Source organism: Acinetobacter sp. WU_MDCI_Abxb74, assembly GCF_025513915.1.
In the GTDB taxonomy this organism is placed as follows: domain Bacteria; phylum Pseudomonadota; class Gammaproteobacteria; order Pseudomonadales; family Moraxellaceae; genus Acinetobacter; species Acinetobacter calcoaceticus_C.
In genome coordinates, this window is record NZ_JAHPRP010000005.1 from 158,811 (window position 1) to 183,336 (window position 24,526).

Below are 24,526 nucleotides of genomic sequence, written 5' to 3' on the forward strand. Positions count from 1 at the left end.
GGTGCATGGCATGAGTGATGTCATTAAAGATTTAAGTGAATTACGCTTGAGCTATGAGCAGGGCGAGTTGTATGAGGGACAGGTTGAATCAAACCCTCATCAGCAGTTTCTTGGTTGGTTTAACCATGCTCTAGCTGCCAATTTGCATGAACCCTATACCATGTCGTTAGCAACAGCAGGTGCTAATGGCAGACCTCATGTTAGAACTGTTTTGTTACGTGGTGCCACAGAAGCTGGGTATGATTTTTATACTAACTATGACAGTCAGAAAGGTATTGATTTGGCAGAAAATCCTTATGCCGAATTATTATTTTACTGGCCGAGTCTAGAGCGTCAGGTGAGAGTTGGTGGTCGTGTTGTAAAAATTTCTGAACAGGAATCTACAGACTACTATCGTAAACGACCACGTGATAGTCAAATTGCAGCGCATATTAGTGCTCCTCAGAGTGGCAAAATCGAGAGTCGGGAACTGTTACAACAACGTTTCCAAGACTTACAGCAACAAGTTGCAAGTCATGAAGTACTCGATAAACCGGAGTTCTGGGGAGGCTATCGTCTGCAACCGGATTATTATGAATTCTGGCAAGGGCGACCAAATCGTTTACATGACCGCTTGAGTTATGAAAAAATCGACGGTCAATGGATGTTGCACCGGCTGATGCCTTAAATGACAAAAATACAAATCAAACAAAGACCTTTATTGACACGCCCTGAACAGTTTCAGGGCGTGCCTCCGTTTATTGCCGAGATTTTGGCAAGACGTGGAGTCCAATCTGAACAGGAACTAGAGCTCAAGCTTAAGAATTTACTCGCTCCTGAGCTCAAAGGTTTAGAAACCGCTGTAGCCTTAATGGACCAAGCCATTGATGAGCAGAAAAAAATTGTTATTGTCGGGGATTATGATGCCGATGGAGCAACCAGCACAGCTTTAATGGTTCTGGCACTTCGTGATATGGGTGCACAAGTTGACTATCTGGTTCCTGATCGGTTTAAGTATGGTTATGGTTTAACACCCGCTATTGCTGAATTAGCCTATTCAACATACCACCCTCATATATTAATTACTGTGGATAATGGTATTTCGAGCCATACGGGTGTAGAGGCTGCTCATACATTAGGTATGCAGGTCATTATTACCGATCACCATTTAACCACTAAAGAAACTCCACCAGCAGAAGCAGTTGTAAACCCAAACCAATTAGGCTGTGATTTTCCTAGTAAAGCTTTAGCGGGAGTTGGGGTTGCTTTTTATGTCTTGGCGAATTTGGCAAGTTTACGTAACAAGCAAGGCAAGAGCACAAGTAAAGTCACTCAATACCTAGACCTAGTTGCTCTGGGAACTTATGCGGATGTTGCTGTATTAGATTATAACAACCGAATATTGGTTGATGCAGGCGTAAAAAGGATTCAACAACAACAATGTCGAGTGGGAATTCTAGCGTTATTAGACATTGCTGGTCGAGAAGCTGTTTCATTGCGGGCACAAGATTTAGGTTTTGTTATAGGGCCCCGTATTAATGCTGCTGGGCGCATGGAAAGTATGCGTATTGGTATTGAATGCTTGTTGGCAGAGAATATGGAAACTGCTTATCCCATTGCTCAACAATTAAATCAATTAAATATAGAGCGCCGTCAAGTTGAAGGAGAGATGAAACAACAGGCTCTTACAGCTTTAGATAGCCTGCAACTTTCAAAAGAAAATATCCCATCCGCTCTCGTACTGTTCGAAGAAAGCTGGCATCAAGGTGTTATTGGAATTGTGGCAGGGCGTTTAAAAGAGCAGTTTCATCGACCTACTATTGTTTTTGCCCCTGATGAAGATGGTATTCATATCAAAGGGTCTGCGCGTTCAATTGATGGCGTGCATATTCGAGATACGATTGAACAAGTTGCAGAACAGCATCCAGAGCTGGTCAGCCATTTTGGTGGGCATGCCGCAGCAGCAGGTTTAACAATTCGAAAAGAGAACTTTGATGCTTTTAAAACGGTTTTTACCGCTTGTGTAGATGCAATGGATGAATCACTTTTTCAGGCAACGTTGTGGACTGATGGAGAGTTGCCAGCTTCGGCTTTACAACTTGACACGTTAACCTGGATAGAGCAGTTAGGGCCATGGGGACAAAAATTCCCTTTTCCTCAGTTTGAAGGCCTTTTCAAGGTAATAGATTATCGTTGGCTTAAAGAAACCCATCTAAAACTTAAAGTCGCATTAGACCAATATAGTTTTGATGCAATTGCCTTTAATGCAGCAGGTCGATTTGAGTTCGACCCTATGCGAGATCATGTCTATTTAGTTTATGAGATTGACCGTAATGTATTTAATGGGAACGTGAATTTGCAGTTGCGCATCGTACATTTAAATCAATAAAAAAACCGCTCAATAGAGCGGTTTTTTATATGTGCTTTTAAGTGATATTAGAAGCGGTATCCTGCACGAACACCATAAGTGTTGTCGTTGTCACCGAAACCAATACGACCTTCAAGACTTACTTGTTGATTTAAGAATTTTTTAGCATTGATACCAAATTCATCTTTATCAGTTAAGTCATTGTTGTAGTAGTCAGCACCTACACTGAAAGTTTTGTCGATGTAGTAGTCACCACGAACTTTATATTCGTCTAGGTCACCAAACGCACCGAATGCTTCAAGGTTTACGTCATGTTGACCTACTTGAGTAACGTATTTAGCACGAACTGTTGGATCAGCGCCGTCTTTACCGTCTTTTTCGTCGTAGCCTTTAACACCTAGAGCAAGTAATAAACCAGGAGCTGGTAAATAACCTACTTCAGCAGCATAAGTTGTAACTTTACTATCAATATTCGTGTTGTCGATTTCACGTTCATTTCGGCCTACATCACCGCTAACGTAGAAATCTGAATTAGGAACATAGTATTCAACGCCTACGCCATACTGAGTGTCTTTTGTACCGCTGTTATCGCCATAGTTGATAAGAGCGTTAACATTACTTGCACGGCTTAAGAAAGCTGCTTCAGCAAGTGGAGCGTTACGAGTTTGAACAGGATTAAAGTAATAAGTCCCGTCAACACCAAATTTGCTTACACTGCTGCCGTCATCTGGATCAAGATAATTGTAAGAACCACCAACTTCAGCTTGGTAAGCGTTTGCTGCGCCACTTACTGCCAGTGCAGATAAAAGAGCTGATGCAATTGCTAGTTTTTTCATGGAATCTCTCCCCTCTAAAAAGCGATTTTATAAATGTTTTGTTACAACTTTTAGTCTAGAGGAAAATGCTTGATCGTCAATCTTAGACAAGTAACCATACTGTAACTATGTGCTTTTTTTGTAAACATATTTAACTTAAATAATTGATTTTAAATTATAAAAATAGAATGTTTTATTTTATTAAAATTGAGGATGTTTTGTGTAGATCATAAAAAATGCTGTAAAAGTACCCGATTTTGTATGAGGATGTTACCAATTAATCTTAAAATGAAATGAAGAACGCTCAGATAAATCTATCCAAGCGTTTATATCTTTAATTAATAAATTCTTATGAATTAGAAACGGAATGTTCCATTAATACCAAAAGAATCAGCATCCTCAACAGTCGTATAAGTTAAGCCTACTGCTAATTGTGGTGTAAAGAATTTTTGTGCACGAAGACTAAAAATTGTATCTGAATCTTCTGCTGTTGAATCTGCAAAAGATGCTCCAATACTTAAAGTTGGATCAAGATAAAGATCTGCACCTAAACGATAAGTGGTTTCATCCCCAATATAAGTTTGTCCTTCAAAATTAGTATAAAAACCAGAAATTTGAGTAACATACTTGGCACGTAGAGTTACGACTGTATCTTCATCTTCACCAGTTACGGCTGCGGCATTTGACAACGAAGTAATAAAGCCATATTTAGCTGCTTGTATTGGATCGAAACTTTCAGATAAATCCGTTACACCAGCAGCCAATAATAATCCATCTGTTGGTAGGAAACCGACCTCTACAGCATAGCCATTACCGTTATCATCAGCTGAACCGAAATCATTTGCAGTGGCTTCTCTTTTTGTACGGTTAAATGCTCCTGATAAATAGAGCGAGGTATTTGGAATAAAGTATTCACCAGTAATACCTACAGAACTAAATTCGAGTTTTCCAGAATCTTCATCATCTTCTAGTTTGCTATATGCATAGCCTAGTCCAATATTTGAAGATTTATTTAGAAATGCAGCTTCTGCTAAAGGATATGTTTTTGTTTCAACTGGATTAAAATAATATTTGCCGTTAATACCGAAGCTATTATTTTCTCCCCCATCCATATCTGTAAATTCGTACATAGTACCTACTTCAGTTTGATAGGCATTTGCATTGAAAGCACATGTGGCGGTAAGGATTGCGAATAAAATATTTGATTTTTTCATGAGAAAAACTCTAGTAATGAATGTTATAAAGTTATTAAGATTTTAAGTTGTTAATTTTAATATATTTTTATGATATTAATCAATAATATTATATCTACTTATCTTTTTTAGAGTGATAAAAATCAATAAGTTTTAGTCCTTTTGTTTGGGAATGACAAGCTATGCTAAAATAATCGACTGTTTATCTGCTTTTATGGGAACACTCGCGTGGAAATTAATCCTTATCTAAACCAATTGAAAGACTTAACTGATCGTAGCCAAACACTACGGGGGTATCTTTGACTACGATCTAAAGAAAGAACGTTTAGAAGAAGTTTTACGTGAGTTAGAAGACCCTGCAATCTGGAGCGATCAAAGTCGTGCTCAGGCTATGGCCAAAGAAAAGGGCGAGCTTGAAAATGTCATTAATGTGTTAGACGGTTTAGCAACACAGCTTGAAGATGCAAAAGCAATGCTAGATTTGGCCGTAGAAGCCGATGATGAAAGCCTGCTTGAAGACGTTCAGTCTGAGCTTGGTGCTGCCGAAGATGAACTGGCTAAACTTGAATTCCGTCGTATGTTTAGTAATCCAATGGACCCGAATCCTTGCTATGTCGAGATTCAATCGGGTTCAGGTGGTACAGAGGCGCAAGATTGGGCTTCAATGCTATTACGTATGTATATGCGCTGGATTGAACGTCACGGTTTTAAAGCAGAACTTATGGAAGTATCTGACGGTGATGTGGCTGGTATTAAGTCTGCAACGATTCGTGTTGAAGGTGAATATGCCTATGGTTGGTTACGTACCGAATCAGGTGTACATCGTCTAGTTCGTAAATCACCATTTGATAGCGGTAACCGCCGTCATACCTCATTCTCTGCGGTATTTATTTCACCGGAAGTTGACGACAATATTGAAATTGATATCAATCCGTCTGATGTTCGTACCGATACTTACCGTGCATCGGGTGCGGGTGGTCAGCACATTAACAAAACTGATTCGGCAGTTCGTTTAACTCACATGCCAACAGGTATTGTGGTGGCATGTCAGAACCAGCGTTCACAACATGCTAACCGTGACCATGCATGGAAACAGTTACGTGCGAAGTTGTATGAATTGGAAATGCAAAAACGTAATGAAGCAGCTCAAGCTCTAGAAGACTCGAAGTCTGATATTGGTTGGGGAAGCCAGATTCGTTCGTATGTATTAGATGATTCACGTATTAAAGATTTACGTACGGGTGTTGAAAACTCTAATACGGGTGCTGTTCTTGATGGTGACCTTGACCGCTTTATTGAGGCGAGTTTAAAACAAGGTTTATAAGAGTCTGATGAACTTTTAGTTTAAATACAGTTCATCTATGAATATGTAGGACTCTTGGATTTTTAGCGATTAAAACGGCAAAGCAGTTCAGTACTTAAATGTTAATCGAAAAAATACGATATCAATATCGAAAAAAATAGATATGAATATCGAAAAAATGCGATATGATGTTTTTGAAATGCTGAACAAAGCTTTGTTCGTTTAAAAAGACGTGTTGAGCCTATGGATATTGATGCAATTAGCAAAGCCCTTTCCAATCCTCTGCGCAGGCAAATTTTGCAATGGTTAAAAGAACCTGAACATTATTTACCTGTAGAAGAATGTGGCGGTAGTTTTGAGAAGGGTGTTTGCGCAGGTCATATTGAACGTTTGGGTGAAGTAGCTCAGTCTACAATGTCTAATCATTTGTCTGTGTTACAGCAGGCGGGGCTTATTCAGGTCCAAAAATATGGTCAATGGTCTTATTTTTCACGTAACGAAGCTTTGATTCAGCAATATATCGAACATTTAAAACAAACACTTTAACTATACTAAAGTGTAAGTCGAGGCGATTATGGCTGAACTCAATACTCCTTTAACGGTTGGTGATTTTGAAATTAAAAATCGACTAGTTATGGCTCCACTAACACGTGCGCGTAGTGGTGAAAGTCGAGTACCTAACGATTTAATGGTGGAATATTATCAACAACGTGCAAATGCTGGTCTGATTCTGACTGAAGCAACAGTGATTGGTTCAAAAACTGTGGGTTATGCAGAAACTCCAGGGTTATGGTCACAAGAGCAAGCACAGGCTTGGAATAAGATTATTGAGGCAGTTCATGCTCAAGGTTCGAAAATTGTAGCTCAACTTTGGCATGTGGGACGTATTTCGCATCCTGAACTTTTAGAAGGTGATACACCTGTTGCGCCGAGTGCGATTCAGCCTGCTGGTGAAGTGAGTTTGTTACGCCCTAAACGTCCATATGTGAAGCCGCGTGCACTTTCAATTGAAGAAATTAAAGAGGTCGTTGCTCAATATAAACATTCAGCAGAATTGGCTAAGGTTGCTGGTTTTGATGGCGTTGAGTTACATGCCGCTAATGGTTATTTAATTGACCAGTTCCTTCAAAGCAATACCAACCAACGTAATGATGAGTACGGTGGTCCGATTGAAAATCGCGCTCGTTTATTATTAGAAGTGATTGATGCGTTTATTGAAGTGTGGGGCGCTGGCCGAGTAGGTGTACATATTGCACCGCGTGGTGATTCACACGATATGGGTGATGAAAATCCATTAGCAACGTTTGGTTATGTTGTTGAAAAACTAAATGAACGTAATATTGCTTTCATTTTCTCTCGTGAATATGAAGCTGCTGACAGTATTAGTCCTCAACTTCGTGAAAAATTTAATGGTGTATGGATTGCCAACGAAAACCTAACTCCAGAATCTGCAAAACGTATCTTGCGTGATGGTGAGGCTGACGCTGTATCTTTTGGTAAAGCTTATATTGCAAATCCGGACCTGTTGCAGCGTTTAGAGCAAAACTTACCTTTAAATGAGCTTCAACCTACTACTTTATATGCTAAAGGTGCGGAAGGTTACACAGATTATCCAGCGTTGGAAGCTTCATAAAATAGTATTAAATATTTAAAGATTTACTAATTGCTGATCTTGTTAGTTTATGAGCTCAGTAAATAGCTTTTCTTATAAATGGTAGAGTTTCAGTATAGAAGCTCTGCCATTTTTTTTATCTATGTTATATTTTCCCCAGTTTTTAAACTTTGATTATTTGAGGCAAACCGCTTGGCGACCCCATTTTGGTACAACACCGCACTTCATTTATTAAAACCTTTTTATCGCTGGCGAATAAAAAAACGTGCAGAAAACCAGCAATTGTATGATCAGGAATGTCTAGAAAGATTTGGACCGTTTGAATCTCCTAAAAATGTGCGAGCGATTTGGTTCCATGCCGTTTCGGTCGGAGAAACAAATGCTGCGCAGCCATTAATAGAACATTATCTTAAACTTGGGCAGCCTGTTTTAGTCACCAATACCACTAAAACAGGGCAGGCCCGTGCCAAATCATTATTTTTAAAACCACCTTATCTAGACTTATTCCAAGCGGTCTATTTACCAGTGGACCAGAAGCATTCGGTGAAAGAGTTTTTTGAATTATATCAGCCTCGATTGTTAGCATTAGTTGAAACAGAACTTTGGCCAAATTTAATTGATCAGGCCAAGCAACAGCATGTGCCTTGTTTATTATTAAATGCACGCTTGTCGGAAAAATCGGCTAAAGGATATGGGCGAGTTGCGGGGCTAACGGCAGGAATGCTCAAAAACCTTGATTGGGTCTTGGCACAAGATGCTGCGACTCGACAACGCTATGTGGAACTTGGTTTAGATCAACAAAAAAGTCAGGTGGTTGGAAATATTAAATTTGATATTCACGCCCCAGAAACATTTGTAAATCAGGCAGCACAATTACGCCAGCAATGGTATTTGGGGCAACGTAAAGTTCTGACAATTGCCAGTACACATGCACCCGAAGAACAGCAAATTTTGCAGGCACTTCAGTCTTATTTAAAGTCAGATCCAGATTTAGTTTGTATTGTGGTGCCACGTCATCCTGAACGGTTTGATGAAGTATTTGAAATTTGCCAAAACTTAGATTTAGTGACTCATCGTAGAAGTATGAATCATGGCATTCATGCAAGTACGCAGGTTTATTTAGCTGATAGTATGGGGGAGCTTTGGTTATGGTATGCCTTAAGTCAGGTGTGCTTTGTGGGGGGATCGCTTAATGAGCCAGGTGGTGGGCACAATATTTTAGAGCCTATGGTTTTAAATGTGCCGACAGTCATTGGACCACGTTATTTTAATTTCCAAACGATTGTTGATGAATTCATTGATGAAAATGGTGTGCTGATTGCTCAAGATGCTGAGCAAGTTGTAGCAATCTGGATGGCTTGCTTAGCTGAACCTGATGACGCTCAGCAAGTGGTAGAGCAAGCGCATAAAGTTTTACATCGCAATAAAGGTTCTTTGCAAAAACATATTGGGATAATTAACAGATATCTAGCCGAAAAATCATGAATATCGTTTTATTAGAACCAGAAGATGTTCAATCAGACACGTGGTTAATTCACTCAAAACGCCAATTACAGCATTTACGTGAACACCTTGATATTGCGGTTGGAGATCAGCTTAAGGTTGGGATTCGAAATGGTGCGCGATATGTCACTGAAATTGTTTCAATCACAGAACAAAAGGTAGATGTACGCCCAGTTTGCGAAGAAATAGTACCTACAAAACTTCCTGTTCATTTAATTTTGGCTTTGCCGAGACCTAAAGTTTTACGCCGTTTAATGATGGATAGTGTGACTTTAGGTGTTGAAAAAATTAGTCTGATTCATAGTTATCGGGTCGATAAAAGCTATTGGCAGACTCCATTTTTGCAGCAAATCGACAACTATGTGACTTTGGGGCTTGAGCAAGCAGGGGACACGATAGTGCCTGAAATTCAAATTTATAAACGCTTTAAGCCTTTTGTTGAAGATGTTTTGCCGAGCTTAATTTCAAAAGAAATGCCTGCCTATGTGGCTCATCCTTATGCTGAGCAGAGCATGCCAACCAATATTAGCCATGCTTGTAGTATTGTGGTCGGACCCGAAGGTGGTTTTATCCCTTATGAGGTTGATTTGCTCACAAAATACGGCTGCCAAGCTGTGAGCTTAGGCAACCGTATTTTAAGAACTGAAACGTCTATTTCTTATATTTTAGGTCGTCTCTTTAGTTGATGCTTCAGGGTTCAATAGTGGCTGATTTGCGGCCATTTTTAATTCCTGAATTGGGTAAGGGATATTAATATCGTTCGCATTAAAAGCTTGTTTTACTTGAGCTTGAATGGTACTCGTTGATGAAGACATATCAGTCTCAGTAGTATCAACCCACCAGCGTACAGTTAGGTTAACCGAGAAATCTGCTAAAGCTGTGACGTTAACAGAGAAGGCTGGCTGACTAAGTACATTTCGGTCATTATTAAGAATATCTAAAATAATCTGTTTGGCCTTTTGTTCATCATCGTCATATCCAATTCCGACCACAAACTCGCAGCGTCGTTGTTGATAAGCAGTATTTACAGTTAAAGCACTCGTATAAACAGTTGCGTTTGGAATGACAATGCGACGTCCATCTGGCGAACGTAAGAATGTTGCACGAATCTGAATATCTTCAACAGTTCCTTCAAGTGAATTCACCACGATTGAGTCGCCAATACGGAACGGCTCACTTAGTAAAATTAAAATACCTGAAAGTAGATTTTGGAAAATATCCTTAAATGCGAAACCAATTGCGACCGAACCAATCCCTAATGCGCTCATTAATTGGCCTGGAGTAAACCCTGGAATCATGATGACTAATGCAATTAAGAAACCAAAAAATAAAATTGCTGTACTACCTACGCGGTTCAATACCAGAACCAGATTTTGACGAGTATAAGATCGGTTTTCTAAGGTTTTACGAACAAAGAATTTAAATAATTTGGTGAGTAGCCAAAAAATAACAAAGACGATGATTGCAATACAAATATAAGGCACACGTTCCCAGAAGCTATCCACAATTTTATCAATTGTGGTATAGGCATCATGATACTTTTCAGTATGGGCCAAAACCGTTTGAGTGGTTTTAGTCCCAGCCTCTTGCAAAAGTTCGCCTGTATTTTTTGCGACATCCGTTAAGGATTTTTGTTCATCAGCCACGATAAGTCTCTATTAAAAAAAGTTTATGAAAGCGATGATCGGCTTTCATTATAGTAGGAGATAAAATGTGCGCCTACTATAATGAGTTCATCTGAATAATAAAGTGTTTTTTAATTAAAAGTATTCCGTTCCTTTTTGTAAGATTTGTGACGGTGTTTCTAGAGTATCGGTCCCTGAGAAATAGTAAAAAATTCCTGCTGTTGAAATGAGGCTAATTAAAATAGCCACTAAAATAAGCCAAGCCATAAGTTTTTCTATAAACGTTGATGGTCGAACAGGACCATACTGATTGGTACCTGCTGTACCTGAGGCAAGCAGTAAATAAATCATAAAGAAGAACTGAATAACTGGAATGAATAACAGTAATCCCATCCAGCCACTCTTATTTAAATCATGCAGACGTCGAACAACGAGAACAATATTTAAATAAATCAAGAAGACCGAAAAAGCCCAGACCACTAAAGCACTGAGGCCAGAAAGAGAACTATAAAATTCAAAATTAAACAGATTACTTGAAAGCTGAAAACTTCCAAAAAATGAGGCCAAAATAAGATAACCTACAAGGGTGACTAAATAAATTAGTCCATATCCACCTAAATAGCTCATACGATTAAAGCGACCATGAATTGAAAAAGGACTATCTTTAAAAGGGAGCTGGGGTGGGCGTGAAGAGGTTGTTTGGGCAAACATATTATTTTATTCCTGTGCTCGATATGAGAGACAAAATAATCTTTGTTGATGATCAAAACCATCAAATCTTGAAAAAATTATAAAAGTAAAAGCTATAGACAAATGTTTTAAATCAACTTAATTTTATAAAAATGTTCACAATTTCGTATGCTTGAGTAAGTGGTTGATATATGACCAAAGTCGCATTGTTTGGACTTTGAAAGAGTCATCATACTGCAAAGGCATGCAAATAAGATCCAGTAAAATAATAGCCACAGTCTCGAGATGGGATGCACAAGATCAAGGAAGTTGCGTATGAATGAGATCTATCCAGTACCAGAGGAATTTAAAAAAACAGCTCGTACTGTTGAAGCAGACTACTTTAAACGTTATCAACACTCTATCGAGAGTCCAGATGAGTTCTGGGCAGAGCAAGCTAAAATTGTCGATTGGATAAAGCCATTTACCCAAGTTAAAAATACGAGTTTTGACAAAGACAATTTCAAAATTGAATGGTTTGCCGATGGTGAGTTGAACGTGTCAGCAAATTGCCTAGACAGGCATCTTAAAGAACATCCACATAAACCTGCAATTATTTGGGAAGGTGACCATCCTTCTCGCCATAAAATCGTTTCTTATAAAGAATTACACGATGAAGTCTGCCGCTTTGCTAACGTTTTAAAGAAATATGGCATTGGTAAGGGTGACCGTGTTGTGCTCTATATGCCAATGGTCACTGAAGCTGCAATTGCCATGTTAGCCTGTGCCCGTATTGGCGCGGTTCACTGTGTGGTATTTGGTGGTTTCTCACCAGACTCTTTAGCAAGTCGTATTGAAGATAGCCAAGCTAAACTTGTGATTACAGCAGACTCGAGTCTACGTGCGGGTAAGTTGTTACCACTCAAAGAAAATGTTGATTTGGCTTTAGCGTTACCCGGCACTGAATGCGTTGAAAATGTGATTGTGGTTTATCGTAATGCGAACCCAATTGAAATGAAACCGGGCCGTGATTTGTGGTATCACCTCGTTATCATGGAAGTTGATGCGAACTGTCCGCCAGAGCCAATGAAGGCAGAAGATCCATTATTTATTCTCTATACTTCTGGTTCAACAGGTAAACCAAAAGGGGTCTTGCATACCACTGGCGGTTATCTGGTTTATGTGACAAGTACCTTTAAAGAGGTATTTGATTTAAAACAAGATGATGTGTACTGGTGTACGGCTGATGTAGGCTGGATTACAGGACATAGTTATCTCCTCTATGGACCGCTGGCAAATGGCACCACGACTTTAATGTTTGAGGGCGTGCCTCAATACCCAACATGGGCACGTCTTGGTCATGTGGTCGACAAGCACAAAGTCTCTATTTTATATACGGCTCCAACCGCGATTCGCGCCATGATGCGAGAAGGTGATTCGTTTGTGCGTGAAAGTAACCGTAGCAGCTTGCGTTTACTCGGTTCGGTCGGTGAGCCTATTAACCCTGAAGCTTGGAACTGGTACTACAACGTGGTCGGTGAAGGCCGCTGTCCAATTGTTGATACGTGGTGGCAAACTGAGACAGGTGGTATTTTAATTGCACCGTTACCAGGTGCAACCGCGCTAAAACCCGGTTCGGCAACACGTCCGTTATTTGGTATTCAACCTGCCATTGTAGATGGTGAAGGTAATGAGCTAGAAGGGGCGGTAGAAGGTAATTTAGTTATTAAAGATTCATGGCCGGGCCAGATGCGTACCATTTGGGGTGACCCAGATCGCTTTATTGAGGCTTACTTCTCGACCTTTAAAAATACTTATTTTACAGGTGATGGCGCCCGCCGTGATGAAGATGGCTATTACTGGATTACGGGCCGCGTAGATGATGTCTTAAACGTTTCAGGTCACCGTCTGGGTACGGCTGAAATTGAAAGTGCTTTGGTATCGCATGAATCAGTAGCAGAAGCTGCGGTGGTGGGAATGCCACACGAGATTAAAGGACAGGGTATTTGTACTTTCGTGACTTTGCAGGCTGGTGTACCTGAGTCAGAAGAGTTGCGTAAAGAGTTAATTAACTGGGTACGTAAAGTGCTTGGACCAGTGGCTTCGCCAGATGCACTACACTGGGCACCAGCATTACCTAAAACGCGTTCTGGAAAAATCATGCGCCGTATTTTAAGAAAAATCGCGGCAAATGAGTTAGATAGTTTGGGAGATACTTCAACCTTGGCTGAGCCAGCTGTGGTAGATCAGTTAATTGCAACGGTCTATCCAGATAAGCAAAAGTAAAATTTAAAAAAAGCCCCGTTTGGGGCTTTTTATTTTTTAATGTTTTTCTAAAAACTCTGCTGTGCTTTGTACATCAGCAAACATGCTTAATGCAGCTAAAAAGGCATTTTGTACGTCTTCAGCTTTCACGATTTTACCGTTGAAGGTTAAATCGCGGGTAGCTGTTGCATCGCCAATTAATATAGGTTCATAGCCACGTTCTTTTGCAGCTCGGGTTCCTGAATCAATACAAATATGTGTCATCATGCCTGTAATAACAAGTTGCTCAATTTGATGTGCTTTTAAAAGTTCATCTAAATTGGTTTCTAAAAAACTATTTGGATAATGCTTTATCACGATCAATGAATCACTGCCAGCATTGAGTTCAGAGTGAAGCAAAACACCGTCGGTATTTTCTTGAAAGAAGCTGGCCTGTGGTGGGCTAATATGTTGCACATAAATGATTGGGAGATTTTTCTCGCTAAAATATTGTTCGAGCTGCTTTATTTTTTCTAAGGCTTGATCAGGTTGTACCAATTCCATTTTGCCATTTTTAAAATAATCATTTTGTACGTCGATAATTATCAATGCTTGTTTCATGAGATCACTCTTGTTCATATGAGATAAAACAAGGTTATTCTCTACTGGCAAAATCGGCTATAGTCAGATGAAAGCATTACCGCCAGTTTTCTTTCGCCATGAAAAATGAATATTGAATTAGACCCGATTGATCTAAAAATTATTGCATTGCTCAAACAAGATTCCCGTCTGACAAATAAAGAAATTGGGCAACGTGTCCACCGGACAGGACAGGCAGTAGGAGCCAGAATTGCTCAGTTGATGGATGCAGGTGTCATTAAAAATTACACCATTGCCGTTCAATACAACCATAAACAATTTATTCATTTGCATTTAAATGAACAACGCGCATTTGAAGAAATTGAAAATTTAGTCAAGCAATATGAACAAATAGATGAATGCTTTAAAGTCATGGGAAACGCGTGTTATATGATCGTCAGCCATTTCGAACCCGCAGCATTAAATGAATTTATTGAGAAACTTTCAAAATGGTGTCGCTATTCGGTTGAAACAGTCATTCGAGAAGTTGAGAAATCTTAAAAAAATAAAGGCTCCCAGCCGAGTCTTGGAGCCAATAAGTCTTTATTTTTAATTTATTGTTTTTATTGTCTTGCGCTGCTTTAACTGAAGTTTTTTAGGCTGATTTGGCTTGAATTTCTATCTCCTTTTCTTGTTGAAGTTCTAATTGGCGCACAAGAGGTAGAACTTTTTCCCCAAAATATTCTACCTCTTCAATGAAATGTAAAAATCCAGAAAGAATCAAATCAACACCTACATCTTTAAGAGCCACAATACGCTCTGCAATTTGCTGGGGTGTACCAATTAAATTGGTTTTAAAACCATCGTTATATTGCACTAGATCTTCAAAACTTGATTTCGCCCAGTTACCTTGTTGCTCTGGTGAAGCTGCACCTGCTTCACGTGTTGCATCGCCAAACGCATTTACCGCTTCGGTGTTGGCTTTATCAATAATTTCTTGAAGTACCGTTTTTGCTTCTTCTTCGGTATCTCTGGCAATAATGAAGGCATTTACCCCAATTTTGACATGATGGTTATTGGCTTTTGCTTTGGTACGAATGTCTTCGACTTGTTTTTGAATTTCTTCGACCGTATTACCATTGGTGAAATACCAGTCAGAAACACGTGAGGCCATGTCACGTGCAGCACGGGAGCTACCGCCCTGAAACACTTCTATATAAGGTTTTTGCAGAGGTTTGGGTTTAAGTGTGTAGTTTTGAAATTGGTAGTATTTACCATCGAAGCTATAGTTGTCTGTAGTCCAGATTCCTTTTAGCGTACGGATAAATTCTTCAGAGCGGACGTAGCGTTCATCATGCTCTGGCCACTCTTCCCCAATCGCATCAAATTCCCCTCTAAACCAGCCACTTACTACATTAATGGCAATACGGCCTTCGGTTAAATAATCAATGGTTGCAAGTTGCTTTGCTGCGAGTACTGGTTTCCATGGGCCGGGCAGAATTGCAGCAATGACCTTAAGTTTTTCAGTTTTTGCAAGTAATGCATGACTGAAACTGACTGACTCATGCTGATTTTCTGCCCCATAGCCCGCCGTAAAACGAATTTGGGTGAGCGCATATTCAAAACCATTGTTTTCGGCAGCTTGTGCAAGGCGAACATTGTAGTCATAACTCCAGTCTGTACGCTGTTCGATGTTACTCACGACAAGGCCACCGCTCACATTTGGTACCCAATAAGCAAATTTAATCGGCTGTTGTAATTGCGTCATGGTGCGTTCTCCCAATTCGTTATTTTTATTTAGGCATATTGCGGTTAGGCAACATGCGTTAATGATTTGCCAGTCTTATGATGCAAACGAGATTCTGCTGCATCAAGATTTGGTACCGCTGCTGAAGGAAGAACTTCTTCTTGTTCAATCTGTTTATTAATCCCTAACTCTTGGTTCGCTTGCTGAGATTTAGATTTGATGACTTCAGCACGCTTACCTTTTGCTGGCGCCCATTCTAAAATTGGTAATGCACGAGCCACAGCTAAGGTAATGCGGTCAGATAACTGCTCACTTTTCACTGTGTATTCAGGAGTAAAGTCTCGATCTGTCGCATATACCCCAATTGGTAAAGTTTGTGCTTGAAAGAAACTAAACAATGGACGAAGCTGATGCTCAAGTACAAGCGCATGACGATCACTACCACCAGATGCAGCTAAAAGTACAGGCACATCAACTAATGCAGTTTGTTCAACAAAATCGAAGAAGTGTTTGAAAAGACCTGTGAAAGAGGCACGGTAAACAGGTGTACCGACAATTAAAGCATCTGCTGCTTCAACCGCTGCGAGGTCATCTTGTACACGCTGTGGAAGTTGATTGCGATAAAATGCGCCGCCTAATAACGGTCCAATTTCGCTTAATTTAATGAAATGAACTTTAATATCGATGGCTTCAGATAATTCATCAAGAATGGCTTGAACCAGACTTTCCGTTTTAGATGGGGTATTTAAGCCACCAGAAACAGCAACAATATTCAAAGGTTTTGGTGATGAGATACCAGTCATAATTTGGTTCCTAAGCCTAAAAAAGGTGATTGGACCTATTAATCAACAACGACGGTAAACTGTAAAATAACGAAATTGGTCAACCTTATCTGTTTTAAAGATAAAAGATAAATAGTGGATTTTTATACTTTGTTTCTTAATTAAGTAACTGTTTTTATTCTATATAATTATTGGTGATATATTTTTTATAATAAAAAGGAAGCTTATATAAAAAACAGATTAATTTTGATTAAAAGTTCAAAAACGTCTGAAAATTTTTGCTAAGTTCTGCATTTATCAACATTTTGCATAAAAATGGATAAGATGAACGTATCTTTCATCTAAATAGTAGGGTTACAATAGGCCATAATTATGCTCAAGATTACTTTAATCGCTTATGAATATTTTAATCGTTGATGATCATCCTTTGTTTCGTCATGCTTTAATTCAAGCAGTACGTTATAGCCTGCCACAGGCACAAATTCATGAAACAGCTTCGGTTGATGAGTTTTATGAGCGTTTGGAAAATGGGGCAGAACCTGATTTGGTATTGCTCGATTTAAATTTACCGGGTGCTTCAGGCTTTTCTGCTTTGGTTTATGTGCGAGCACAGTATCCAGCTATTCCAATTATTGTGGTTTCTGCACATGAAGAAACTTCAATCATTCAGCGTGCGATTGCACATGGCGCGATGGGTTATATTCCTAAATCTGCTCATCCAAGTCATATTGGTGAAGCGATTCGTCAAGTCTTAGAAGGTGATATCTGGTTACCACCTAACTTACCATCTAACCTTAATCTTGACCCGAGAGCGGCAGAGGAAACTGCTTTAGCTGAACGTATTCAATCTTTAACACCACAGCAGTTCCGTGTTTTGATGATGGTTGCGGAAGGCTTGTTAAATAAACAGATTGCCTACGAGCTAGATGTTTCAGAAGCAACGATTAAAGCCCATGTGACAGCCATCTTTAGAAAATTGGGTGTACAAAACCGAACACAGGCTGTACTGGCCATTAGTGCATTAAATATTGAAGATAGAAAAATCTAAAATTAAAAAAAAGACCTCAATTGAGGTCTTTTTATATGTGTGAATTAAGCAAGGCAATCTTGTTTTGGGGTTAGGCTGTCGCAGTACAATGGGTTGAGTGCACATTGCAAATCATCAATCTGTTCTTGAGTCACATAACCTTTCGTTTTTAAATATTCAGCCACGCGGTCATCGCGAAGACTTAAGAACGCCGCATCATAAACACCCAAATCAACAAACAGGGCAGCGGTTTCAAGGCTATTAAATCGATCTAGAAAAATATCATTGCCATACATTAAGAAGATATGGTCGAGTTTTGCTTTTGCATCAACATGTAGACGTTCAGCAAGTTGATCGGGATGAGTCTTAATAAAGAGTAAGTCAGAGAGTTCATCAAACTGAGTCATGTCTAACTGATTTTCTCCAAGTTTGACATGGCCAAGCCAAGCTTTAAAAACAAGTACAGCTCCACCGCGAAGTAGCATACTCCAGATTTGATGACGCGTATCGTGATCAAGGTTTTCGCTTTCAGAGGTAAGGACCTGTAAGAATTTCTCTTCTTGTTGGCCTAATTTATCAAATAATCCTAAACCTTGCGGGTGATAGGCTGCTGGAGCAAATACATCAAAATTCAAATCATGAAAAATATTAAGTGCCAAAGGAACAGCACATTGATAAATCGTATTTAATGCCTTGATATGTGCTTCATTCAGTTTGCTATTGGGAAAAATACTTTGCCAATCTAATTCAGGAAGTAAAGCATTGGCACTATATTGACGATAAAACTGTTGAGATGAGAGTTGGTTTTGTGGGCTGTTATCAGAAATATTCATGGCAATTATCCTTTGCATTAATTCGTGAGCAGGGGTGCTTAATATAGAAGTTGGTTAAAAAATGGTTATACATTTATTTAATGCGTTTGGAATAGTTATGTGTCATCAAGAATGCAAGTAGAATAAGACTAAAGTCGTATATGGTGGCTTTATGTATATAATAATTTTAAAAAACAAAAGCTTATTAAATTGTAACTAGGTATACACGTGTTCACTTACAAAAAAGGTGGGCTTTGCCATAGGAAAAAGGGCATTGGAAAGTTTGGTCAATTATTTCTTGGGTAAAAGTAGACTTTTTGAGCAGTTCTGCCTATTGGCTTAAATTAAACCTATAACTTTTGCCAAAAATCTCTCCCCGACCTATAAAAATGCTGGGAGAGAAAATATTTAATCTGCCGTGCTGGCAATTTTAAGCCCAGATAACCAAGCCCTTAATGAAGCTGGTTTAAGCGGTTTTTTGAGTAAAACAATATTAAGTTCTTTCAATTGTTGAGGTAACTCTGAATGGGAGTCAGCTGTAATCAGGGCAACTGGAACATCATGCTGTCGATTTTGCAAAATAAAATCGACGCCGAGTTGGTTGTTATTCAAGTGTTGGTCGATGAGCCAGACCTGAATATTTTCCTTTTGAATAATCTCAAGCGCCTGTTCTGGTTCAGTGGCTTTAAATACTTGATATCCCCATCGACCGAGTAAACTACTCATACCTTCTAAAATAGTTTCATCGTTGTCTAAACACAAAATTCGATAGGCTTTGGTTTTTAATGGCACTGTCTGGACGGTTGGGGTGATCACTTTTGGCGCTTCTACGACTGGAACTTCAATCATAAAGCATGAGCCTTTATCGAGCTGCGAATAGACATGAACAGGGTAATTCAACAAACTTGTCATACGCTGCACAATAGCAAGTCCTAAGCCTAGGCCCTGTTCACCCCAAGGTGATAAATGTCCACAGCGCTCGAATTCTTGAAACAGTTTAATTCGCTGTTCTTCTGCAATTCCAGGGCCTGTATCCCACACACCAATGCGAATATGACCTGACTTTTGCGCCGAGCGTAGAACGCCTACAATCACTCGGCCTTTGGCTGTATAGCGCAAAGCATTGCTGACAAAGTTCTGAATAATACGTCGAATCCACTGTGGATCTGTATCAATCCAGAACGATACATCGTGAACTTTGAGTGAAATATTTCGCTGAGCGGCAATTGATTTAAACTGTAGTTCAAGATCACTGAGTAAATCATGCAAAGGATAAGGTTGTCTTTTTGGCTGTATGCTACCGCCTTCTAAACGGGCAATATCGAGTAGGGCAGAGAGCATACTTTCCGCACCATATAGAGCACGGTCAAGTTGTTGTAAAGTCTGACGGTCTTCTTCTGTCGCAATGCTTTGTTCAAGAACGGTACTAAAGAGGCGAGCCGCATGCATCGGTTGTAATAAGTCATGACTTGCCGCAGCAATGAAACGGCTTTTTGACATATTGGCCATATCGGCTTGTTCACGTGCAAGCTGTTGTTCTGTTAAAGCACCGGCAAGCTGTTGGGTTCGGTCTTTTACCCGGGCTTCAAGTATTGCCTCATTGGTACGGAAGGGCGTAATGTCGGCAAACGTGGTAACAAAGCCTCCACCAGAAATTGGGTTACCTCGCATTTGAATAACCCGACCATCTTTACGGATACGCTCAAATTCATGAGCACTTCCAACTTTCATCCAGTGCAAACGTTTGCGTACATGTTCTTCGACTGAACCGGGGCCACATTCGCCTCGCTCAGCGTTATAACGAATCAGGTCGGCAATTGGACAGCCGACGTACACTAAGTCTTTTGGATACCCAAACAGTTTTAAATATTGGTTATTCCATGCCACCAGACACATGTTTTTATCAACTACACTCACCCCTTGGGTCATATGGTCAATCATAGTCATGAGCAAGTTCTGGTTAAAACGTTGCCATTGTGAGGCTTGGTCCAAAATATTAGCCACTTGGCCCAACGCCAGACCATTATTGATCATTGCTGTAGTGAGCAAAGTACGGGCAGAGGCAGCGCCGATAATACCGGCTAGATATTGCTCGGTAAAACGCCACCACATGCCATTCGCAATGCTATTTTCATTCAATATTAAATGATTTTGCTCACAAAAGTTTTCAAATGCTTGGGTTGTTGGCTGTTCACCTGTAATTCTTTTAGCAAGGGCGAACAGATCACCTACTTTTAAACGTGCTGCATCGTGGGGTAAATAGGTTAAATCGGTAGATGTATGCGGTGAAGGTAGCGGTTTTGTTTCATAATAGAAAAAGCTTTCTGCCTGAATTTGCTCAGCCACGCTTGGCCGATAAATTTTTGAAATCCAGATATATAAAAGAATATTTAAACCGAGAGACCAAATAACGCCATGTGTTAAGGGTGCAAATGATTCAAAACCAAAAAGTGACTCTGGACGTAACCCATTAATTCCTAAAGGGCCGAAAAGTAAAATGTGTTGAGCAGTTTCCTGATAGGTTTCTGGCAAGCTACGTAAAATAGTTGGGACGAGTAAAGTGTAGCTCCACATTAAAAATCCAACGATGAGTCCTGCATAAACACCTTGGCGACTTCCACCCCGCCAGTACAATCCGCCAATGAGGGCCGGTGCAAACTGAGCAACAGCACTAAACGCTAATAAACCAAATACAGAAAGCTGATTAATATCATTAAAGAAATGGAAGAATAAAAAACCAAGTAGCATGACCGCTACAATACTAATACGGCGGCTAAATTTAAGAACTTTAGGCAAATGTTTATCGTGCCGTGAAAGTAACTTAAAACGCCAGAGTGCGGGCATAATCAAGTCATTACTGAGCATGATAGACAACGCAACTGAAGAAACCAGTAACATACCGGTTGATGCAGAGAACCCCCCTAAAAAAGCCAGTAAAGCCAACCCTTCTTGGTTATAGCTAAGGGGTAATGACAACACTGCAACATCAGGTACAGTCAGAAACTTTGGCGCCGCATGTAAGGCCCAGCTTGCAATCGGAATAATAGCTAAAATCGTTAAAATCAGATAAGCCGCAAACCATTTACGTGCACCACGAATATGCTTTTCATCACGTAATTCTACAACCGCGACATGAAACTGACGTGGTAAGCAGATAATTGCTAAACCTGCCAATAATGTCTGAATCCAGAATGTTTCAGGCACTCCAAAGAGTTGAACTTCCTGAAAGGTTTGGTTCACATCGGCTGTAACTTGTACAAGGTTTGCTGGTGTTTCAAAAATAAAAAATAAAGCGACGCAAATAAGTGCGAATAATTTTACAAAAGATTCAAATGCGACGGCTAACATGAGGCCGCCATGTTGCTCGGTATTTGCAATTTGCCTTGTACCAAAAATCATTGCCAAAATAGCCAGTACACTGGTTAAAAGCAAAACACTATTGGTGGTTGTATGAATATGAGCATTCTGTTCCATAATGACAGAAGTACTTAACGCAATCGCACGTAGCTGTAAGGCAAGATAGGGAATAATTGCGATTACAGCCAAAATAGTCACTAGTGATGCCAATACCCCACTTTTCCCATAACGTGCCGCAACAAAGTCAGCAATAGATGAGATGGCGTGGTGTTGACGTACCCGACCTAAACGCCGCCAAATGTCATAACCGAACCAGACAAATAAGAGGGGACCTAAGTAAATAGGCAAGAAAATGACACCTTCCCGAACAGCTGCTCCAGTCGCGCCGTAAAAAGTCCATGATGAACAGTAAACGCCTAGTGTTAAGCTGAACAAGAACATGCGGCCACGTGTACTCAGACGGCTGGCATGCTTTTCACCAAAAAAAGCACAAACAAATAAGAGTGCTATATAAAGGGTGAGTACCCCAATAATCAGCCAGCTGTTCATATGACTCACATGATTAAAACCTTGTGCCTATCATACCGCAAGCAGAAACAAAGCTATAAATTGATTAAATTTTAACGACCAAAGTCTAAGTTACGAATTACACGTAATTTTGCTAACTTTAATCCTGAGAAACTACTATTAAAAAAGTGGCCAAGGCTGGACACAGGGCAAGGAGTTTGGTTATGGATCAGAACCAAGTAGAACAGATTCTACACAATCCAAAGTTTCAAAAGATGGTCAAGAAAAAAAGTGCATTAAGTTGGACGCTCACAGTCATCATGTTAGTGCTTTATGTGGGCTTTATGCTACTTGTGGGCTACAACAAAGAATTTTTGATGAGTTCATTTAGTGGTGGTGTAACGACATGGGGAATCCCGCTAGGTTTAGGAATTATTGTTTTATCTTTCCTACTATGTGGCGTGTATTCTTTTATCGCGAATAGGACCCTTGACCAGTTGAGTGAAGAAGCGTTGAAGGAAGTTGAAGCCATCGCGCATGAGAAAGGACTACACTAATATGAAATGGAATTCATTAAAGGCGAAAGTCTTGCTGACAGCAGCATCGCTATATTCAACGGTAGCTATGGCGGGTCCTGACTTAGGTGAAGCTGAGCAACAGGCGACTAACTGGCATGCCATCATCATGTTCTTAATTTTTGTTGGTTTCACTTTGTTTATTACCAAGTGGGCTGCAAAACAAACCCAATCAACACAAGATTTCTATACCGCAGGGGGGGGCATCAGCGGTTTCCAGAATGGTTTGGCAATTGCTGGTGACTATATGTCTGCCGCATCCTTCCTTGGTATTTCTGCGCTGGTATTTAGTTCAGGCTTTGATGGCCTACTTTATTCTCTTGGGTTTATGGTGGGTTGGCCAATCGTTTTATTCTTAATTGCAGAACGTTTGCGTAACCTTGGTAAATATAACCTTTCAGATGTAGTTTCATTTCGTCTTGAAGAAAAACCAGTACGTACTTTAGCTGCGGTCAGTTCGCTTGTTGTTGTGGCATTCTATTTGATTGCTCAAATGGTAGGTGCTGGCCAGCTCATCAAATTACTATTTGGTTTGAACTACAATATTGCTGTCGTCATCGTTGGTTTATTAATGATGGCCTATGTAATTTTTGGTGGCATGTTGGCAACCACATGGGTACAAATTATCAAAGCGGTCATGTTACTCAGTGGCGCAACCTTCATGGCATTCATGGTGATGAAAGCAGTCGGTTTCAGCTTCAGCAATATGTTTAGCCAATCAATTGAAGTTTTTAGTAAAGTACACGATGTCAGCTTGACCGATGCTGCAAAAATTATGGGACCAGGTAAACTTGCGGCAAATCCGATTGATGCTTTGTCTCTGGGTCTAGCATTAATGTTTGGTACAGCAGGTCTACCGCACATCCTTATGCGTTTCTTTACAGTAAAAGATGCGAAAGAAGCTCGTAAATCAGTTGTAGTTGCGACAGGTTTTATTGGTTACTTCTATCTTCTAACTTTCATTATTGGTTTTGGTGCGATTCTTTTCGTTTCAAACAACCCGCAGTTCCTTGATGTTGCAAAAATGGCAATGACAGGCAAACTTGAGCTTGTTGGTGGTAACAATATGGCAGCCGTGCATTTAAGTGACGCTTTAGGCGGTGACTTATTCATGGGCTTCATTTCAGCAGTAGCGTTCGCGACTATTCTTGCTGTTGTTGCTGGTTTAACACTTTCAGGTGCATCTGCAATTTCGCATGACTTATACGCTAACGTATTTAAGAAAGGCAAAACTACACCAGCTTCTGAACTTCGTATGTCAAAAATTGCGACACTTGGTTTAGCTATTTTTGCCATGATTTTGGGTATTTTGTTTGAAAAGCAAAACGTCGCTTTCATGGTGGGTTTAGCGTTCTCTGTCGCGTGTTGTGCAAACTTTCCGGTTCTTGTTCTTTCAATGTTCTGGAAAGGCTTAACGACTCGTGGGGCAGTTATTGGTGGTGTTGTTGGGCTTCTAATGGCAGTGACATTAATTATTCTTTCTAAAGCAGTTTGGGTCGATACCTTAAAAATTTCGGATACACCAATTAATCCATTCAATGGTCCTGCATTATTCGCAATGCCATTGTCTTTCTTTTGCTGTTGGTTATTCTCGGTTACTGACAACTCTACGCGTGCTAAAAAAGAGCGCGCTGCTTTCGATGCTCAGTATGTTCGCTCAATGACAGGTATTGGAGCATCTGGTGCCTCGGATCACTAAGCGCAATATTGCTATCTAATTTTTGAAAAAAGTCCTACGGGGCTTTTTTTATGCTTATTTAATTTCCAATTTAGGGCTTAGATATTAATAAAGAATAACTTGTTTGCCTTGTTTTGTGTACAGTATGATT

At 39.9% G+C, this 24,526-nt stretch carries 21 protein-coding genes; 12 read left to right on the forward strand and 9 right to left on the reverse strand.

All coding sequences use genetic code 11. The annotated features are described in order from the left end of the window. Window positions 1–10 precede the first annotated feature (10 nt). Together pdxH and recJ are read left to right on the forward strand one after the other, a co-directional pair. Window positions 11–667 (forward strand): pyridoxamine 5'-phosphate oxidase, encoded by a 657-nt coding sequence (gene pdxH, locus KTH84_RS10845; protein ID WP_133971253.1) that lies wholly within the window; start codon window positions 11–13, stop codon window positions 665–667. Continuing rightward, window positions 668–2,368: a single-stranded-DNA-specific exonuclease RecJ gene (recJ, locus tag KTH84_RS10850; RefSeq protein ID WP_262473113.1), complete on the forward strand. Its 1,701-nt coding sequence runs from the start codon at window positions 668–670 to the stop codon at window positions 2,366–2,368. A gap of 47 nt (window positions 2,369–2,415) precedes the next feature. Here the strand turns inward: recJ and KTH84_RS10855 are convergent, their stop codons facing one another. Both KTH84_RS10855 and KTH84_RS10860 read right to left on the reverse strand, forming a co-directional pair. After that, window positions 2,416–3,183, reverse strand: coding sequence for a putative porin (locus KTH84_RS10855; protein WP_042895761.1), 768 nt, complete (start codon window positions 3,181–3,183; stop codon window positions 2,416–2,418). Between the two features lie 335 nt (window positions 3,184–3,518). After that, on the reverse strand, window positions 3,519–4,376 hold the full coding sequence (locus tag KTH84_RS10860; RefSeq protein WP_262473114.1) for a putative porin: 858 nt from the start codon (window positions 4,374–4,376) through the stop codon (window positions 3,519–3,521). A gap of 207 nt (window positions 4,377–4,583) precedes the next feature. On the opposite strand from KTH84_RS10860, the gene prfB reads away from it, so the two are divergent. The 5 genes from prfB to KTH84_RS10885 all read left to right on the forward strand — a co-directional run bounded on the left by prfB (window position 4,584) and on the right by KTH84_RS10885 (window position 9,459). Continuing rightward, a protein-coding gene (gene prfB / locus KTH84_RS10865; protein ID WP_133971261.1) for a peptide chain release factor 2 occupies window positions 4,584–5,679 on the forward strand; the annotation gives its coding sequence in 2 pieces (ribosomal slippage) (window positions 4,584–4,655 and window positions 4,657–5,679; 1,095 coding nt in all). 222 nt (window positions 5,680–5,901) lie between these two features. Continuing rightward, on the forward strand, window positions 5,902–6,204 hold the full coding sequence (locus KTH84_RS10870) for an ArsR/SmtB family transcription factor (protein WP_133971263.1): 303 nt from the start codon (window positions 5,902–5,904) through the stop codon (window positions 6,202–6,204). A gap of 28 nt (window positions 6,205–6,232) precedes the next feature. Beyond that, window positions 6,233–7,291: an alkene reductase gene (locus tag KTH84_RS10875; protein WP_262473115.1), complete on the forward strand. Its 1,059-nt coding sequence runs from the start codon at window positions 6,233–6,235 to the stop codon at window positions 7,289–7,291. Between the two features lie 171 nt (window positions 7,292–7,462). Next, the gene (locus KTH84_RS10880) at window positions 7,463–8,755 is read left to right on the forward strand and encodes a 3-deoxy-D-manno-octulosonic acid transferase (RefSeq protein WP_262473116.1); all 1,293 of its coding nucleotides are present in this window, start codon (window positions 7,463–7,465) and stop codon (window positions 8,753–8,755) included. Beyond that, window positions 8,752–9,459 carry a 16S rRNA (uracil(1498)-N(3))-methyltransferase gene (locus KTH84_RS10885; RefSeq protein ID WP_262473117.1) on the forward strand — a complete coding sequence of 236 codons (708 nt, stop codon included), beginning with the start codon at window positions 8,752–8,754 and terminating at the stop codon, window positions 9,457–9,459. The genes KTH84_RS10880 and KTH84_RS10885 overlap by 4 nt, the downstream gene beginning before the upstream one ends. Here the strand turns inward: KTH84_RS10885 and KTH84_RS10890 are convergent. Then, a complete protein-coding gene (locus KTH84_RS10890) occupies window positions 9,439–10,419 on the reverse strand; it encodes a mechanosensitive ion channel family protein (RefSeq protein ID WP_262473118.1) in 981 nt (326 codons plus the stop codon). The two genes, KTH84_RS10885 and KTH84_RS10890, sit on opposite strands and share 21 nt — an antisense overlap. 114 nt (window positions 10,420–10,533) lie before the next feature. Further along, on the reverse strand, window positions 10,534–11,109 hold the full coding sequence (locus KTH84_RS10895) for a DUF805 domain-containing protein (RefSeq protein ID WP_133971273.1): 576 nt from the start codon (window positions 11,107–11,109) through the stop codon (window positions 10,534–10,536). Window positions 11,110–11,403: 294 nt separating this feature from the next. Here KTH84_RS10895 and acs point away from each other — a divergent pair, with 294 nt between their 5' ends. Next, window positions 11,404–13,353 (forward strand): acetate--CoA ligase, encoded by a 1,950-nt coding sequence (acs, locus tag KTH84_RS10900; protein ID WP_133971276.1) that lies wholly within the window; start codon window positions 11,404–11,406, stop codon window positions 13,351–13,353. 36 nt (window positions 13,354–13,389) lie between these two features. On the opposite strand, the gene KTH84_RS10905 is transcribed toward acs, so the two are convergent. Then, window positions 13,390–13,932, reverse strand: coding sequence for a cysteine hydrolase family protein (locus KTH84_RS10905; RefSeq protein WP_042895740.1), 543 nt, complete (start codon window positions 13,930–13,932; stop codon window positions 13,390–13,392). A 105-nt stretch (window positions 13,933–14,037) separates the two neighbouring features. Between KTH84_RS10905 and KTH84_RS10910 the strand changes: the two genes are divergently transcribed. After that, complete coding sequence (locus KTH84_RS10910) at window positions 14,038–14,451, forward strand: Lrp/AsnC family transcriptional regulator (RefSeq protein WP_042895737.1); 414 nt, start codon at window positions 14,038–14,040, stop codon at window positions 14,449–14,451. Between the two features lie 94 nt (window positions 14,452–14,545). Here the strand turns inward: KTH84_RS10910 and sfnG are convergent, their stop codons facing one another. Then, a complete protein-coding gene (gene sfnG / locus KTH84_RS10915) occupies window positions 14,546–15,658 on the reverse strand; it encodes a dimethylsulfone monooxygenase SfnG (RefSeq protein WP_133971282.1) in 1,113 nt (370 codons plus the stop codon). A gap of 44 nt (window positions 15,659–15,702) precedes the next feature. Beyond that, a complete protein-coding gene (gene msuE / locus KTH84_RS10920; RefSeq protein ID WP_133971284.1) occupies window positions 15,703–16,440 on the reverse strand; it encodes an FMN reductase in 738 nt (245 codons plus the stop codon). Between the two features lie 376 nt (window positions 16,441–16,816). Between msuE and KTH84_RS10925 the strand changes: the two genes are divergently transcribed. After that, a complete protein-coding gene (locus tag KTH84_RS10925) occupies window positions 16,817–17,467 on the forward strand; it encodes a response regulator (RefSeq protein WP_042895731.1) in 651 nt (216 codons plus the stop codon). Window positions 17,468–17,511: 44 nt separating this feature from the next. Here the strand turns inward: KTH84_RS10925 and KTH84_RS10930 are convergent, their stop codons facing one another. Both KTH84_RS10930 and KTH84_RS10935 read right to left on the reverse strand, forming a co-directional pair. Then, entirely contained in the window at window positions 17,512–18,279 is a 768-nt protein-coding gene (locus tag KTH84_RS10930) for a hypothetical protein (protein WP_197730964.1), read from the reverse strand. Window positions 18,280–18,666: 387 nt separating this feature from the next. Further along, a complete protein-coding gene (locus KTH84_RS10935) occupies window positions 18,667–22,164 on the reverse strand; it encodes a PAS domain-containing hybrid sensor histidine kinase/response regulator (RefSeq protein ID WP_262473119.1) in 3,498 nt (1,165 codons plus the stop codon). A 182-nt stretch (window positions 22,165–22,346) separates the two neighbouring features. Between KTH84_RS10935 and KTH84_RS10940 the strand changes: the two genes are divergently transcribed. Then, window positions 22,347–22,679 (forward strand): DUF485 domain-containing protein, encoded by a 333-nt coding sequence (locus KTH84_RS10940; RefSeq protein ID WP_133971290.1) that lies wholly within the window; start codon window positions 22,347–22,349, stop codon window positions 22,677–22,679. A 1-nt stretch (window position 22,680) separates the two neighbouring features. Beyond that, window positions 22,681–24,396: a cation acetate symporter gene (locus KTH84_RS10945; protein ID WP_262473120.1), complete on the forward strand. Its 1,716-nt coding sequence runs from the start codon at window positions 22,681–22,683 to the stop codon at window positions 24,394–24,396. The last annotated feature ends 130 nt before the right edge of the window (window positions 24,397–24,526 follow it).

Coding starts and splice junctions, on each gene's coding strand:
- KTH84_RS10860 (WP_262473114.1), bottom strand. CDS start 4,376: ATGAAAAAATCAAATATTTTATTCGCAATCCTTACCGCCACATGTGCT.
- KTH84_RS10855 (WP_042895761.1), bottom strand. CDS start 3,183: ATGAAAAAACTAGCAATTGCATCAGCTCTTTTATCTGCACTGGCAGTA.
- KTH84_RS10910 (WP_042895737.1), top strand. CDS start 14,038: ATGAATATTGAATTAGACCCGATTGATCTAAAAATTATTGCATTGCTC.
- KTH84_RS10870 (WP_133971263.1), top strand. CDS start 5,902: ATGGATATTGATGCAATTAGCAAAGCCCTTTCCAATCCTCTGCGCAGG.
- KTH84_RS10905 (WP_042895740.1), bottom strand. CDS start 13,932: ATGAAACAAGCATTGATAATTATCGACGTACAAAATGATTATTTTAAA.
- KTH84_RS10945 (WP_262473120.1), top strand. CDS start 22,681: ATGAAATGGAATTCATTAAAGGCGAAAGTCTTGCTGACAGCAGCATCG.
- KTH84_RS10925 (WP_042895731.1), top strand. CDS start 16,817: ATGAATATTTTAATCGTTGATGATCATCCTTTGTTTCGTCATGCTTTA.
- KTH84_RS10885 (WP_262473117.1), top strand. CDS start 8,752: ATGAATATCGTTTTATTAGAACCAGAAGATGTTCAATCAGACACGTGG.
- recJ (WP_262473113.1), top strand. CDS start 668: ATGACAAAAATACAAATCAAACAAAGACCTTTATTGACACGCCCTGAA.
- KTH84_RS10930 (WP_197730964.1), bottom strand. CDS start 18,279: ATGAATATTTCTGATAACAGCCCACAAAACCAACTCTCATCTCAACAG.
- acs (WP_133971276.1), top strand. CDS start 11,404: ATGAATGAGATCTATCCAGTACCAGAGGAATTTAAAAAAACAGCTCGT.
- KTH84_RS10935 (WP_262473119.1), bottom strand. CDS start 22,164: ATGAACAGCTGGCTGATTATTGGGGTACTCACCCTTTATATAGCACTC.
- msuE (WP_133971284.1), bottom strand. CDS start 16,440: ATGACTGGTATCTCATCACCAAAACCTTTGAATATTGTTGCTGTTTCT.
- sfnG (WP_133971282.1), bottom strand. CDS start 15,658: ATGACGCAATTACAACAGCCGATTAAATTTGCTTATTGGGTACCAAAT.
- KTH84_RS10875 (WP_262473115.1), top strand. CDS start 6,233: ATGGCTGAACTCAATACTCCTTTAACGGTTGGTGATTTTGAAATTAAA.
- pdxH (WP_133971253.1), top strand. CDS start 11: ATGAGTGATGTCATTAAAGATTTAAGTGAATTACGCTTGAGCTATGAG.
- KTH84_RS10895 (WP_133971273.1), bottom strand. CDS start 11,109: ATGTTTGCCCAAACAACCTCTTCACGCCCACCCCAGCTCCCTTTTAAA.
- KTH84_RS10940 (WP_133971290.1), top strand. CDS start 22,347: ATGGATCAGAACCAAGTAGAACAGATTCTACACAATCCAAAGTTTCAA.